Source organism: Massilia sp. FBCC-B171, assembly GCF_059134155.1.
The window spans coordinates 756,737-769,837 of record NZ_CP101443.1 but is presented as its reverse complement, the minus strand read 5'-3'; the positions used below and the strand labels follow the sequence as shown (position 1 = coordinate 769,837).

Below are 13,101 nucleotides of genomic sequence, written 5' to 3'. Positions count from 1 at the left end.
TGTGCTGGGCTTTACAATCGGATCGGAGCGGATCACGATCACACTGTCGGCCAGGCAGGCTTGCATGTGCCGGCACTGAGCGGAGGAGTCACGATGCGCTACTTCGTCACGGGATCGACCGGCTTCATCGGCAAGCGCCTGGTGCGCAAGCTGCTGGCGGTGCCGGGCAACACGGTGTCGGTGCTGGTGCGCGCCGGTAGCGGCGCCACGCTGGCCAGGGCGCAAGAATTCTGGGGCGCGGATGCGGCACGCGTCACGCCTGTGCACGGCGACCTGCTGCAGCCGTTGCTGGGCGTACCCGAGGCGGCGCGCGCCGCGCTGGCCGGCCAGGTCGACCACTTCTTTCACCTGGCTGCCCTGTACGACCTGCGCGCGGCGCCGGGGCCGCAGGCCGGGGCGAATGTGGACGGCACGCGCCATGCGCTCGACCTGGCGGCGGCCCTCGGCGCCGGCTGTTTCCACCACATGAGTTCGGTGGCAGCGGCCGGCCTGTACGACGGCACTTTTCGCGAAGATATGTTCGATGAAGCCGAGCAGCTCGACCATCCCTATTTCGCGACCAAGCACGCTGGCGAACAACTGGTGCGCGCCTGCGCCGCGCTGCCGTGGCGCATCTACCGTCCCGGCCTGGTGGTGGGCGATTCGCGCAGCGGCGAAACCGACAAGGCGGACGGCCCGTACTACTTCTTCAAGCTGATCCAGCGCATCCGCGCGCTGGTGCCGCCCTGGCTGCCCATGCTCGGCATCGAGGGCGGCCGGGTCAACATCGTCCCGGTCGACTACGTCGTCGACGCGCTGGTCCATATCGCCCACCTGCCCGGCCGCGAGCGCCAGTGCTTCCACCTGACCGATCCGGCCACCCGGCGCGTGGGCGAAGTGCTCGACATCTTCGCGCGCGCCGCCCATGCACCGCCCATGCGCCTGCACGTCAACGCCGCCGTCCTCGACCTGCTGCCGGCCTGGCTGCGCAGCAGCATCGGCGCGCTGGCCCCGGTGCGCCGGCTTCGACAGGCCCTGATGGAAGACCTCGGCATGCCACAGGGCATCCTGCAGCTGCTGAATTGGCCGACCCGGTTCGACAACCGCGCCGCCGCCGCCGCGCTGGCCGGCAGCGGCATCGCCTGCCCGCCGCTGGAACAGTATGCCGCCGCCGTGTGGGACTACTGGGAGCGTCACCTCGATCCGGCCCTGCACGTCGAGCGCAGCCTGCGCGCGCGCGTGGCGGGCAAAGTGGTGCTGGTGACCGGCGGTTCCTCCGGCATCGGCCTGGCCACCGCACACCGGCTGGCCGAAGCCGGCGCGCGCACCCTGATCTGCGGGCGCGACGAAGCGAAGCTGGCCGCGGCGCGCGCCGGCATCCAGGCACGCGGGTTCGACGTTGCCGCCTACCGTGCCGACCTGGCCGATGGCGCCGACTGCGCACGCCTGGTGCAGGTGCTGCTGGACGAACATGGACACGTCGATATCCTGGTCAACAATGCCGGCCGTTCGATCCGGCGCGCGCTCGCGGAAAGCCTCGGGCGCCTGCACGACTTCGAGCGCATGATGCAATTGAATTACTTCGGCGCCCTGCGCGTGAGCATGGGCCTGCTGCCGGCGATGCTGGCGCGCCGCGCCGGCCACATCATCAACATTTCATCGATCGGGGTGCTGACCAATGCGCCGCGCTTTTCCGGCTACGTGGCCTCGAAGGCGGCACTGGAAGCGTGGTCGTATTGCGCCGCCGCCGAACTGGCCGACGAGGGCATCGCCTTCACCACCATCAACATGCCCCTGGTGCGCACCCCGATGATCGCGCCCACCCGCGCCTACCGCGACGCGCCCGCGCTCACGCCGGAGGAGGCGGCCGAGCTGGTGGTGCAAGCCATCGTCGAGGCGCCGGCGCGCATTGCCACCGAGGTCGGCATGCTCGGCCTGGGCGTGCAGCTGGCCGCCCCGCGCATGGCGCAGATCATCATGAACAGCGCCTATCGCCTGTCGGCGGAGCCCGAACAAGCCGAGGGTGCGCCGGCCTCGCCCGAACTGCGCGCCATGCAGCACCTGCTGCACGGCGTGCACCTCTGATGGCGCAGCACGACGCGCCGCCCGAGCCGATGTCGCTGATCGACGCGGCCTGGCTGCGCATGGACCGGCCGACCAACCTGATGATGGTCTGCGGGATGATGCTGTTCCAGACCCGCCTCGACCTGCACGCGCTGCGTGAGGTGGTCAAGGCGCGCATGCTGTGCTTTCACCGCTTCCTGCAGCGCGTGGCGGGCCCGCCCGAGGCGCCGGCGTGGGAGAACGATCCGCAGTTCGACCTGGACTGGCATGTGCGGCGGGTCGCCCTGCCGCCCGGACGCGGCGCGCTGCAGGAACTCGCCGGCGACCTGGCCAGCACCGCGCTCGACCCGCACAGGCCGATGTGGCAATTCCACCTGGCCGAGGGCGCGCATGCCAGTGCGCTGATCCTGCGCATTCACCATTGCTACGGCGACGGCTTCGCCCTGCTGCACGTGGTCGATGCCCTGACCGATGCGGATCCGGCGCATCCGCACGCCGCGCACGGCAACAGCGCGCCGGCGCCGCCGCACAGCGCCTGGGAGCGCCTCGTCGGTGGCGCAGCCGAAACGGCGGGCGACGCCCTGCGCGCTGCGCTCGGCGCGGCGCAAACGGGCGCCGCCCTGCTGGCCGCGCCACGCACTGCGCTCGCCGCCGCCCTGGGCGCGGCCGACCTGCTGTACCAGGCCGGGGTGATCGCCGCCATGACACCCGATTCGGCGACCGGCCTGAAGGGCGAACTGGGCGTCATGAAGCGGGTGGCCTGGGCCGAGCCCCTGGCGTTGGCCGACGTCAAGGCCGTGTGCGCGGTGTTCGGATGCAGCGTCAACGACCTGCTGGTGGCCTGCCTGGCCGGCACCCTGCGCGCCTGGCTGTGCGAGCGTGGCGAGCCGGTCGACGGCATCGAGCTGCGCGCGCTGGTGCCCGTCAACCTGCGCCCGCCCGGCCCGGTGCAGGAACTGGGCAACCGCTTCGGCATGGTGTTCCTGAGCCTGCCTGTAGGCATCGACGATCCGGTCGAGCGGGTAGCCGAAGTGCGGCGCCGCATGGCCGCGTTGAAGCACTCGCAGCAGCCGCTGGTCGCCCTCGGCATCCTGGCCGGCATGGGCATGGCCCCGGAATTCCTGAAGGAGCGCGTGCTCGAAACGCTGGCCGCCAACGCCAGCCTGGTCGTCACCAACGTGCGCGGCGCCGGGCAGCCGCGCTACCTGGCCGGGCGCCGCATCGCGCGCCAGATGTTCTGGGTGCCGCAATCGGGCGGCATCGGACTGGGCGTGAGCATGCTCAGCTACGCCGGCCAGGTCGATGTCGGCGTCATTGCCGACGCCCACCGCGTCCCTGATCCGCACACACTGGCGCCGCGCTTCATGAACGAGTTCGAGGCCTTGCTGCTGCATGCGCTGATGCTGCCATGGCCTGCCTCGACTTGATGTATATCAAAGATATGGGGCCGGTGAGCGCCCTACTATCTGAGAACAGACCCACCCGCGCCGTCAGGTGCACGCCAGTGTATGGGTCCGCCTGCCTTCGCACGGACGAGGCCCTGTATGCAACGCTTTTGGCTCAGTAGTTATCCCCCCGGCATACCCGCAGAGGTCGATGCCGGCAAGTTCGCCTCGTTCAACGCCCTGCTGGCCTGGATCGTCGAGCGCTATGGCGCACAGCCGGCGTTCAGCAACCAGGGCGCCACGCTGAGCTGGAACGCGCTGGCGCGGCAGGCAGGCCGTTTCGGCGCCCATCTGCGGCAAGCAGGCTTCGGCCGGGGCGAGCGCGTCGCGCTGATGTTGCCCAACCTGCTGCAATACCCGGTTGCGCTGTTCGGCGCCTTCCAGGCCGGTTGCACGGTCGTCAACGTGAACCCCCAATACACGCCGCGCGAACTGGAATACCAGCTCAACGATGCCGGCGCGCGCGCCATCGTCGTGCTCGAAAATTTTGCCCACACACTCGAACAGGTGCTGGAGCGCACCAGCGTGCGCCACGTTGTCGTCACCGCCGTCGGCGACATGCTGCCGTTTCCGAGGGCGCAGATCGTCGACCTGGTCGTCAGGCACGTGCGCCACATGGTGCCGCGCTGGCATATCCCGGGCGCGCTCGCCTGGCGCGACGCGCTGGCGCGCGGCAAGGAAGCAGCCATGGAGGAGGTGCCCCTGGACCGGTCCGACATCGCCTTCCTGCAGTACACCGGCGGCACCACGGGGGTGCCGAAAGGCGCCATCCTCACCCACGGCAACGTGCTGGCGAACATCGAGCAGACTGCGGCCTGGGTAGGCGGCTTCCTGGAAGAAGGCAAGGAAACGGCGATCATCCCGCTGCCTCTGTACCACGTGTTTGCGCTCACCGCCACCCTCACCTTCTGCCGCCTGGGCGCGCACATCGTGCTGGTCACCGACCCGCGCGACATCGGCGGCCTGATCGGCCAAATGCGCCACACGCCGTTCAGCGTCATGATCGGCGTCAACACCTTGTTCAAGGCCCTGCTGGAGGCGCCGGGGATCGGCCAGCTGCATCCGGCCGGCATGAAGCTGGCGGTGGCCGGCGGCATGGCGGTGCAGCGCGCGGTGGCCGAGCGCTGGCAGCAGGTGTTCGGCGTGCCCCTGGTCGAAGGCTACGGCCTGACCGAGACCTCGCCCATCGTGTGCGCCAACCCGCTCGACCTGCCGCGCTTTTCGGGCGCGGTCGGGCTGCCGCTGCCTTCGACGGAGGTGGCGATCCTGGACGACGAGGGGCAAGCGCTGGCGCCTGGCCAAACTGGCGAAATCTGCGTGCGCGGCCCCCAGGTGATGCAGGGCTACTGGAACAGGCCCGAGGAAACCGCGCACGTATTCGCCGGCGACGGCTGGCTGCGTACCGGCGACCTCGGGCTGTTCGACGAGCGCGGCTACGTCCGACTGGTCGACCGCAAGAAAGACATGATCGTCGTCTCCGGTTTCAAGGTCTATCCAAACGAAATCGAACAGGTGGTGGCGATGCATCCGGGCGTATCGGAAGTGGCTGCCGTGCCGGCGGCGGACGAACGGGCCGGGGAAGTGGTCAAGATCGTCGTCGTACGGCGCGATCCGGCATTGACGGCCGAGGCACTGCTGGCGCACTGCCGGGAGTCGCTGTCCGGCTACAAAGTGCCGAAGTACGTCGTGTTCCGCGCCGCGCCGCTGCCGAAATCGAATATCGGCAAGATCCTGCGGCGCGTGGTGGTGGACGAAGAGGCGCAAGAAGGCGCCGCGCGGGCGGCGGCCGGCTGAAACCGGTGCGTCGCGCACAATTGCTCAACAAGCATCGGGGAACGACATGGTTAAGAAACTCAAGGAAATGGCGGCAGCGGAGCAACATGCGATCGTCGACGCAGTCGTCGGCTCGGCCCAGCAGATCTGGCAGGCAGGACTCGGGGCCTTCGCACGGGCGCAGCACGAAGGCACCGAACTGTTCGACAAGCTGGTGCGTGACGGCGTCGACCTGCATGAGCTGACCCAGAAAATGGCCGGCGACAAGCTTTCCGGCGTCGCCGAGCGCGCCGGCCGGCTTGCCGACAGTGTCGGCCGGCAGGCCAGCGGCTCGTGGGACCGGATCGAAAAACTCTTCGAGGAACGTGTGGCCCGTTCGATGCGCGCACTGGGCGTGCCTTCGCACGACGAGCTCGATGCGTTGCGGCGGGAACTGGCGGAACTGAAGGCGGCCTTTGCGGCAGCCTCGGCGCCGCAAAAACAGGCGCGGCGCAGCGTGGCGGCCAAGCCGGCCGCGGCGGTGAAGGCGGCGCCAAAAGCCGCGCTCAAGACGCCGGCGCGCGCGGCCGCCAAACGCCAGCCGAAAGCCGCCGCGCGCCACCATTGACGCGTGGGGCGGCACGCCGGAGGTCCCCATGGCATGGAAAGCCTTCCCTTATCCTGGCGCCGGCTTCGAGTACACGGCCGCGCGCCTGAAGCGCGCCTGGGCCATGCTGCATGCGGGCGACGCCGAACCGTGGCCGCTGGACGCGCCGCTGGCAGGCGCCTGGATCGATTTCCACGCCGGGCGCTTCGAGCAGGCGGCGCGCGCGGGGCTGGCCGCTGGCCTGGACGGCTATGCGGTGGCCAACAAGGCAAGCTGTGTACACGCCGTCTACCTGGAGGAGCACCAGGCCCGCAAATGCGCGCGGCTGCAGGACGTAGCCGAACGCTGCGAGCGCCAGCAGCGGGAACAGCCCGGCAACGCGGCGGCATTCTATTGGCACGCCTACGCCCTGGGCCGCCTGGCGCAGGAACGGTCGGTGCTCGAGGCCCTGGCCCGGGGCGTCGCGGGCGAGGTCAAGGCCAGCCTGGAGGCCACGCTGCGTCTCGCGCCGCGGCATGCGGACGCGCACATCGCCCTGGGCGTCTATCACGCCGAGATCATCGACAAGGCCGGCGCCCTGGTGGCCGGCCTCGCCTACGGCGCGAAACGGGAGGCGGCGCTGGGCCATTTCCGCCAGGCGCTGGCGCTCAATCCCGGCTCGGCCATCGCGCGCATCGAATACGCCCGCGCCCTCGTCATGCTGGGCGGCGAAGCGCGCGCCGGTCAAGCGCGGGCACTGTGCGAGGAGGCGGCCGGCGCCACGCCGCACGATGCAACGGAAAGGCTCGACATTGAACGCGCGCGCAAGGAAATCGCCGCCTGAAACGCCGCCGCGCCACTTTCATCGGGCTGACCTGCATGGCGCCGGGCGCCTGCTGCTGCTGGGCGTCGACGTACTGGTCGACCAGGTTGAAGTGCTGCACCTGAAGTGGCGCGGCCAGCCGCTGGCGCCACCGGGTGCGGGGGGGCTCGCCGGAATCGTGTTCCGGAGGGTGAAATCCACGATCCGCGTGACGAGCCGCTGGATCGGCGCACAGCGCACCTTCACGGCCGCGCCGCGCGCTTCGACAGCGCAGCGCGAAGCGGTGCTGGCGGCGCTCAACGGCCTGTTCGGCGACCTGCTGGCCCGCACCGGCAACCCGTTGGCCATCCCCATGCGCCTGCGCACGCAAGGCAAGCCGCTGGCGCTGAAACCGCAGGTGCTCGCGACACTGCCGGACGCCGGGCCGAAGCTGCTGATCCTGGTGCATGGGCTGTGCCGCTGCGACCTGCAATGGCGGCGCGCCGGGCACGACCACGGCGCTGCGCTTGCACGCGACCTGGGCTACACCGCGCTCTATGTCCATTACAACAGCGGGCGTCATATTTCGACCAATGGCCGCGCGCTGGCCGTCCTGCTCGAGGAGCTGGTAGCGGCCTGGCCCGGGCCGATCGAGGAAATCGCGCTCCTGACGCACAGCATGGGCGGGCTGGTGGCACGCAGCGCCTGCCACTACGCCGAACAACACGGCTGCGGGTGGCGTACGCTCTTGCGCCATCTGGTCTTTCTAGGCACTCCTCACCATGGCGCCCCGCTTGAACGGCATGGCAACTGGCTTACCGCCGTGCTCGGCCGCAGCGTAATCACGGCGCCCTTTGCGCGGTTGGGCAAGCTGCGCAGCGCCGGCATCACCGACCTGCGCCACGCCAACCTGGTCGACGAAGACTGGCGCGGGCGCAACCGCTTCCACCATGGCGGCAAGCTACCGCGTGTGCTGGCCTTGCCGGCGGGTGTGCGCTGCTACACGGCGGCCGGAACCACCGGCCGGCGCGAAGGCGACCTGCGCGACCGGCTGCTGGGCGACGGCCTGGTGCCGCTCGACACGGCGCTCGGCCGGCACGCCGATCCGGCGCGCAGCCTGGCCTTCCCGGCTTCGCATCAGTGGATCGGTTTTGGCATGCACCATCTGGATCTGCTGAGCCGCCCGGAAGTGTATGCGCAGCTGCGCCATTGGCTCGGCAGGCGCTGGCACAAAGGCCAGGCCGGCATCAGGACGCGCCGCTGAGGTCGGAATTCTCGTTAAGCATGAATTCGCCGCGTTGAAACGCCTCGATGACCGACTGCGCCTGTTGCACGAACGAGGCCGGCACCAGGATCCGTACGCCGCCCAATGCCGGCGCCAACAACAGGTCGGCCTGCATCAAATGGGCGTCGGCCAATACCGCCGGAATGCCGGACGCCTCCAGGCAACCCTGCATCAGCGTCGCTTCCATCGGGATCATGTAGCGCGCGACGATGAACAGATCACGCCCGGGAAGCGCTTCGATGTCGGGATGTGCGGCGAGCCATGCGTTCATTGCCTGTTCCATAACCACTCCTCGAGATGGATGAGCCGGTACTACCCTTTAATGCAGCATGCCCGGCAAGGACGACAGCAAGTAAAGCGTCACCCCAATCAGGCCGCCGACGATCGTGCCATTTATGCGAATAAATTGTAAATCCTTGCCGATATTCAGTTCGATTTGTTCTGACATCTCGGCGCTGTCCCAGTTTTTCACCGTGTCGGCGATATGCCGGGTGAGATACGCGGCAAACTCCGGCGCTGCTGCACGCGCCGCCAGCTCCAGGTTGTCGTTGAGCGACTGGCGCAGTTGCGGATCCTCGGCCAGCGTCTTGCCGAGCCAGGCGCCGGTGGCCTGCATGCGCGTGCGCAGGGTCGAGTCAGGGCTTTCCAGGTCGGCCTTCAGCCAGCCCTTCAAATCGCCCCACAGCGACTTCAGGTAATTGTTGAGGGTGTCGTCGTTCAGCAAATAGGTCTTGATCTCTTCGCTTTTCAGCGAGAATTGCGGATCGGCTTTCAGGCGCTCGATGAACTCGAGCGTGAACGCATCGAAGCGCTGGCGCAAGGGATGCTGCGGATCGCTCGCCACCTTGTTCAGGATACCGAAGGCCAGCCTGACTGCGATATCGGCGCCCTTGCGGCCGATGAGTTCGGAAGGCAGCATCTTTTCGACCAGCGCATATTCTTCCTTCAGCCAGTCGACGATGCCCTGCGAAATGGTCGCCTGCGTTTCTTCGTTGTCGAGCAGTTTGGCCAGCTGATAAATGCCTTCGTTGAGCAGTTCCTGGTGGCGCCCGCCTTTCGTCAAACTTTCGAGGATGGTGCCAGCCGATTTCGACAGGTCGACGCTGCCGACCATCGTGTGCACGGCTTTCTTCAAAAAATTCTGGATCGCCGTGTCTTCGGTGAAGTCGAGCATCCAGATCGCCACCTTCACCAGGTAATTCCCCATCTGCTCGGTATTGGCGGGCTTGACCAGCCAGTCGGCCACTTTCTGGGCCGGGTCGTGCTTCTGGATCAGGCGGACGATCGAATCGGTATCGAGGAATTTCTCGCGCACGAAAAGCGCCAGGTTATCGGCGATCTTGACCTTGTTGTTCGGGATGATATTCGTGTGGCGCGAGACGATGGGAATCGGCACGCGCTTGAACAGCGCAACCACCGCAAACCAGTCGGCGAGCGCACCGACCATCGCCGCCTCGGCAAAGGCTTTCAATAAACCCGTCCACCAGGACGGCGGCAGGAAGAAACTCAGGACGAAGAGAAGCGCCGCGCCAATAAAAAAGCCCAGCGCCAGCTGTTTCGATTTGTCGAGTTCTAATTCCTTGGTCATGCCCCTCCCGGTAGCCCATCGTTACCGGAGCAATCCTATATGACCTGGGATGATTTCAGCGATTCGATTGCCTCCTGAGGCCAGCCCCAATCCGCGAGCACGTCCGCGCTGTGCTGTCCCGGCGCGCACGCGGCCTGCCCTGCTTCGGGCACGGTGCGGCTGAAACGCGGCGCTGGCGCCGGCTGGGTGACGCCGTCGATCTCGATGAAGGCGCTCCTGGCCTGGTTGTGCGGGTGCAGGGGCGCTTCCGCCATGTCGAGTACCGGTGCGACGCAGGCGTCGGTCCCTTCCAGGACCGCGCACCAGTCGTCGCGCGTGCGGGTGGCGAACAGCGCCGCGAATTTCGCTTTCAGTTCGGGCCAGCGTTTCTGGCTCCACTGCTTCTGGAAATCGGGGTCGGTGGCGCCGCACAGCGCCAGCAGCTGGGCATAGAACTGCGGTTCGATCGCGCCCACCGACAGGAATTTGCCGTCGAGGCAGGCATAGGTGTCGTAGAACGGCGCGCCGCCATCCAACATGTTCGCTTCGCGCCCGTCGTTCCAGGAACCAAAGGCGCGCAGGCCGTACATCATCGCGCCCAGCAGCGCCGAGCCGTCGGTCATGGCGGCGTCGACGGTCTGGCCTTTGCCGGAGCTGCGCGCTTCCAGGGCCGCGCAGACGACGCCAAAGGCCAGCATCATGGCGCCGCCGCCAAAGTCCCCCACCAGGTTCAGGGGCGGCGCCGGCGGCGACTCTGCCCTGCCCATGGCGTGCAGCATGCCGGACAGGGCGATGTAATTCAGGTCGTGGCCGGCCGCCTGCGCCAGCGGGCCGGTCTGGCCCCAGCCGGTGATGCGGCCGAATACCAGCTTCGGATTGCGTGCGTGGCAGGCATCCGGACCCAGGCCCAGGCGTTCCATCACGCCGGGACGAAAGCCTTCGATGAGGATGTCGGCTTGTTCGACCAGTTTCAGCACCACTTCACGCGCGGCGGGATGCTTCAGGTCGAGCGCGAGCGAGCGGCGGCCGCGCGCCATGACGTCGAATTTCGTGCCCAGCATCGGGAACGGGTTGTCGGCGCCGGGTTTCGTTTTACGGTCGATGCGGATGACTTCGGCGCCCATGTCGGCCAGCATCATGGCCGCAAAAGGACAGGGGCCGAGGCCGACCATTTCGATGATTTTGATACCGGTAAGTGGTCCGGACATGCAGCGCTCCTTTATAGCGACCTGGCGATGATCTCTTTCATGATCTCGTTGGCGCCGCCATAGATGCGCTGCACCCGGGCGTCGACATACATCTGGGCGATCGGGTATTCGAGCATGTAGCCGTAGCCGCCAAAGAGCTGCACGCACTGGTCGACGACCTTGCATTGCAGGTCCGAGATCCAGTACTTCGCCATCGAGGCGCGCACGGCGTCCATGCGGCCGGCCAGCATGTCTTCGATGCAGCGGTCGATGAAGATGCGCGCGACGGTCGCCTCGGTCTTGATCTCGGCGAGCACAAAACGCGTGTTCTGCATCTCGATCAGGGCCTGGCCGAAGGCCTTGCGCTCCTTCGTGTGTTCGACGGTGAGCCTTAACGCGCGTTCGATCGCCGCCACGCCGGCCACGCCGATGATGGTGCGCTCATACGGCAGCTCGGTCATCAGCTGGGCAAAACCCTTGCCCTCGGCGCCACCGAGCACGCCCTCGAAAGCCACATGGGCGTCGTCGAAGAACAGCTCGCAGGTGTCCTGCCCCTTCTGCCCGACTTTCTCGAGGATGCGCCCGACCCGAAAACCCGGGTTGTCCCTGGTCTCGAGCAGCATCAGCGAGATGCCTTTGGAACCGCCGGTGGGATCGGTCTTCGCCACGACCAGCACCAGGTCGGCCAGGTAGCCGTTCGAAATGAAGGTCTTGGAGCCGTTCACGCGGTAGCCGTTGCCGCCCTTGACGGCCGTGGTGCGGATGCCTTTCAGGTCGGAGCCGGCGCCCGGTTCCGACATGGCAATGGCCGCGATCATCTCGCCGCTGGCCAGTTTGGGCAGGTAGCGCTGCTTCTGTTCTTCGGTGCCCTGATTGAGCAGGTAGTGGGCGACGATGGCGTGCACGTGCAAGCCAAAAGCCATGTCGCCGGCATAACCGAGTTCTTCGAAGACGATGGCCATGTGGGCGAAATTGCCGCCCGAGCCGCCGTATTCCTCGGGGATGTCGGCCGCCAGCAGGCCCATCTCCCCGGCTTTCGTCCAGAGTTCGCGGTCGACGTGCTGCTGGTGGCGCCAGCGCTCGCCGTGCGGGGCGACTTCGCTGGCGACGAAGCGGCGCACTGAATCGCGGAAGCTCTCGAGTTCCGGGTTCATCCAGGATGGGGTCAGGTCCATGCTCATCTTCACGCCGCCTGGTAGAGGGTGACGACGCAGGCGCCGCCCAGGCCCAGGTTGTGCTGCAGGGCCGTGCGTGCGCCCTCGACCTGGCGTGCGCCGGCGCTGCCGCGCAGCTGGTGGGTCAATTCAAAACACTGGGCCAGGCCCGTGGCGCCCAGCGGATGGCCTTTCGAGAGCAGGCCGCCCGAAGGATTGGTGACGACCTTGCCGCCATAGGTATTGTCGCCGTCGCGAATGAACTTGTCGGCGCCGCCTTCCGGGCACAGGCCGAGCGCTTCGTAGGTGATCAACTCGTTGTGCGCGAAGCAGTCGTGCAGTTCGACCACGTCGAGGTCGTCCGGGCCGATGCCGGCCTGGCTATAGACCTTGTCGGCGGCTTCGCGGCTCATCTCGTAGCCGACCAGGCGCATCATGTCGTTGGCATCAAACGTGCTGGCGCGGTCGGTCGTCATTGCCTGGGCGGCGATGAAGACGTCGGCGCGCAGGCTGTGTTTTTTGGCGAAGGCTTCGGAGACCAGCACGGCCGCCGCCGCCCCGCAGGTCGGCGGGCAGGCCATCAGGCGCGTCATCACGCCGGGCCAGATCATCGGTGCGTCGAGCACGTCCTGGGCCGTGACTTCCTTCTTGAACAGCGCCAGCGGATTGTTCACGGCATGGCGGCTGGCCTTGGCGCGGATCTGCGCGAACGCTTCCAGGGGCGTGCCGTATTTTTCCATGTGGGCCAGGCCCGCGCCGCCGAAATAGCGCAGCGCCAGCGGGATTTCGGGTTTGCCGACCAGGCGGTCGGTGACGGCGTCGAAATCATCGAACGGCGCCGGGCGGTCGGTGAACACCGAGCCGAGGGCGCCGGGGCTCATCTGCTCGAAGCCGAGCACCAGCACGCAGTCGGCGGCGCCGCTGGCGATGGCCTGACGCGCCAGGAACAGGGCCGTCGAGCCGGTCGAGCAGTTGTTGTTGACGTTGACGATCGGGATGCCGGTCATGCCGACGCCGTACAGCGCCTTCTGGCCGCAGGTCGAGTCGCCATACACATAACCGGCATAGGCCTGTTCGATCTCGCTGTAGTCGACGCCGGCGTCCTGCAGCGCGGCGCGCACGGCCTCGCCTGCCATGACGTGGTAGGGGGCGCTGGCGCCCGGCTTGGCGAACGGGATCATGCCCACGCCCGTGACGAATACCTTGTTCATGCTGTCTCCTGGTTATGCGTTTTTATCGAATCGATTATAGCCAGCGCGGGACGGCGCAACGCGAGAGCC

At 67.4% G+C, this 13,101-nt stretch carries 11 protein-coding genes; 6 read left to right on the top strand and 5 right to left on the bottom strand.

The window, feature by feature from the left end; translation table 11 throughout:
- Window positions 1–93: 93 nt before the first annotated feature.
- The 6 genes from NMB41_RS03605 (at window position 94) to NMB41_RS03580 (ending at window position 7,892) form a co-directional block, all read left to right on the top strand.
- Window positions 94–2,064, top strand: a complete 1,971-nt coding sequence (locus NMB41_RS03605; protein WP_494381118.1) for an SDR family oxidoreductase — start codon at window positions 94–96, stop codon at window positions 2,062–2,064.
- The gene (locus NMB41_RS03600; protein WP_494381117.1) at window positions 2,064–3,470 is read left to right on the top strand and encodes a wax ester/triacylglycerol synthase family O-acyltransferase; all 1,407 of its coding nucleotides are present in this window, start codon (window positions 2,064–2,066) and stop codon (window positions 3,468–3,470) included. Before NMB41_RS03605 ends, NMB41_RS03600 begins: the two co-directional genes overlap by 1 nt.
- A gap of 117 nt (window positions 3,471–3,587) precedes the next feature.
- Complete coding sequence (locus NMB41_RS03595; protein ID WP_494381116.1) at window positions 3,588–5,282, top strand: AMP-binding protein; 1,695 nt, start codon at window positions 3,588–3,590, stop codon at window positions 5,280–5,282.
- A 46-nt stretch (window positions 5,283–5,328) separates the two neighbouring features.
- Window positions 5,329–5,868: a phasin family protein gene (locus NMB41_RS03590; protein ID WP_494381115.1), complete on the top strand. Its 540-nt coding sequence runs from the start codon at window positions 5,329–5,331 to the stop codon at window positions 5,866–5,868.
- A gap of 28 nt (window positions 5,869–5,896) precedes the next feature.
- Entirely contained in the window at window positions 5,897–6,670 is a 774-nt protein-coding gene (locus NMB41_RS03585; RefSeq protein ID WP_494381114.1) for a hypothetical protein, read from the top strand.
- A complete protein-coding gene (locus NMB41_RS03580) occupies window positions 6,639–7,892 on the top strand; it encodes an esterase/lipase family protein (RefSeq protein ID WP_494381113.1) in 1,254 nt (417 codons plus the stop codon). The genes NMB41_RS03585 and NMB41_RS03580 overlap by 32 nt, the downstream gene beginning before the upstream one ends.
- Here the strand turns inward: NMB41_RS03580 and NMB41_RS03575 are convergent.
- From NMB41_RS03575 to NMB41_RS03555, 5 genes are read right to left on the bottom strand one after another with little or no spacing between them, the layout of a single operon-like run.
- Window positions 7,876–8,196 carry a putative signal transducing protein gene (locus NMB41_RS03575; protein ID WP_494381112.1) on the bottom strand — a complete coding sequence of 107 codons (321 nt, stop codon included), beginning with the start codon at window positions 8,194–8,196 and terminating at the stop codon, window positions 7,876–7,878. The two genes, NMB41_RS03580 and NMB41_RS03575, sit on opposite strands and share 17 nt — an antisense overlap.
- Before the next feature lie 36 nt (window positions 8,197–8,232).
- Window positions 8,233–9,501 (bottom strand): DUF445 domain-containing protein, encoded by a 1,269-nt coding sequence (locus tag NMB41_RS03570; RefSeq protein WP_494381111.1) that lies wholly within the window; start codon window positions 9,499–9,501, stop codon window positions 8,233–8,235.
- Window positions 9,502–9,536: 35 nt separating this feature from the next.
- Window positions 9,537–10,688 (bottom strand): CaiB/BaiF CoA transferase family protein, encoded by a 1,152-nt coding sequence (locus NMB41_RS03565; protein WP_494381110.1) that lies wholly within the window; start codon window positions 10,686–10,688, stop codon window positions 9,537–9,539.
- Window positions 10,689–10,699: 11 nt separating this feature from the next.
- Window positions 10,700–11,848 (bottom strand): acyl-CoA dehydrogenase family protein, encoded by a 1,149-nt coding sequence (locus NMB41_RS03560; RefSeq protein WP_494381109.1) that lies wholly within the window; start codon window positions 11,846–11,848, stop codon window positions 10,700–10,702.
- A 2-nt stretch (window positions 11,849–11,850) separates the two neighbouring features.
- Window positions 11,851–13,032 (bottom strand): lipid-transfer protein, encoded by a 1,182-nt coding sequence (locus tag NMB41_RS03555; protein ID WP_494381108.1) that lies wholly within the window; start codon window positions 13,030–13,032, stop codon window positions 11,851–11,853.
- Window positions 13,033–13,101 lie beyond the last annotated feature (69 nt).

Excerpts from the sequence above, each read along its gene's own strand:
- NMB41_RS03565 (WP_494381110.1), bottom strand. The coding sequence starts at position 10,688 with ATGTCCGGACCACTTACCGGTATCAAAATCATCGAAATGGTCGGCCTC.
- NMB41_RS03595 (WP_494381116.1), top strand. The coding sequence starts at position 3,588 with ATGCAACGCTTTTGGCTCAGTAGTTATCCCCCCGGCATACCCGCAGAG.
- NMB41_RS03590 (WP_494381115.1), top strand. The coding sequence starts at position 5,329 with ATGGTTAAGAAACTCAAGGAAATGGCGGCAGCGGAGCAACATGCGATC.
- NMB41_RS03585 (WP_494381114.1), top strand. The coding sequence starts at position 5,897 with ATGGCATGGAAAGCCTTCCCTTATCCTGGCGCCGGCTTCGAGTACACG.
- NMB41_RS03555 (WP_494381108.1), bottom strand. The coding sequence starts at position 13,032 with ATGAACAAGGTATTCGTCACGGGCGTGGGCATGATCCCGTTCGCCAAG.
- NMB41_RS03600 (WP_494381117.1), top strand. The coding sequence starts at position 2,064 with ATGGCGCAGCACGACGCGCCGCCCGAGCCGATGTCGCTGATCGACGCG.
- NMB41_RS03570 (WP_494381111.1), bottom strand. The coding sequence starts at position 9,501 with ATGACCAAGGAATTAGAACTCGACAAATCGAAACAGCTGGCGCTGGGC.
- NMB41_RS03605 (WP_494381118.1), top strand. The coding sequence starts at position 94 with ATGCGCTACTTCGTCACGGGATCGACCGGCTTCATCGGCAAGCGCCTG.
- NMB41_RS03560 (WP_494381109.1), bottom strand. The coding sequence starts at position 11,848 with ATGAGCATGGACCTGACCCCATCCTGGATGAACCCGGAACTCGAGAGC.
- NMB41_RS03575 (WP_494381112.1), bottom strand. The coding sequence starts at position 8,196 with ATGGAACAGGCAATGAACGCATGGCTCGCCGCACATCCCGACATCGAA.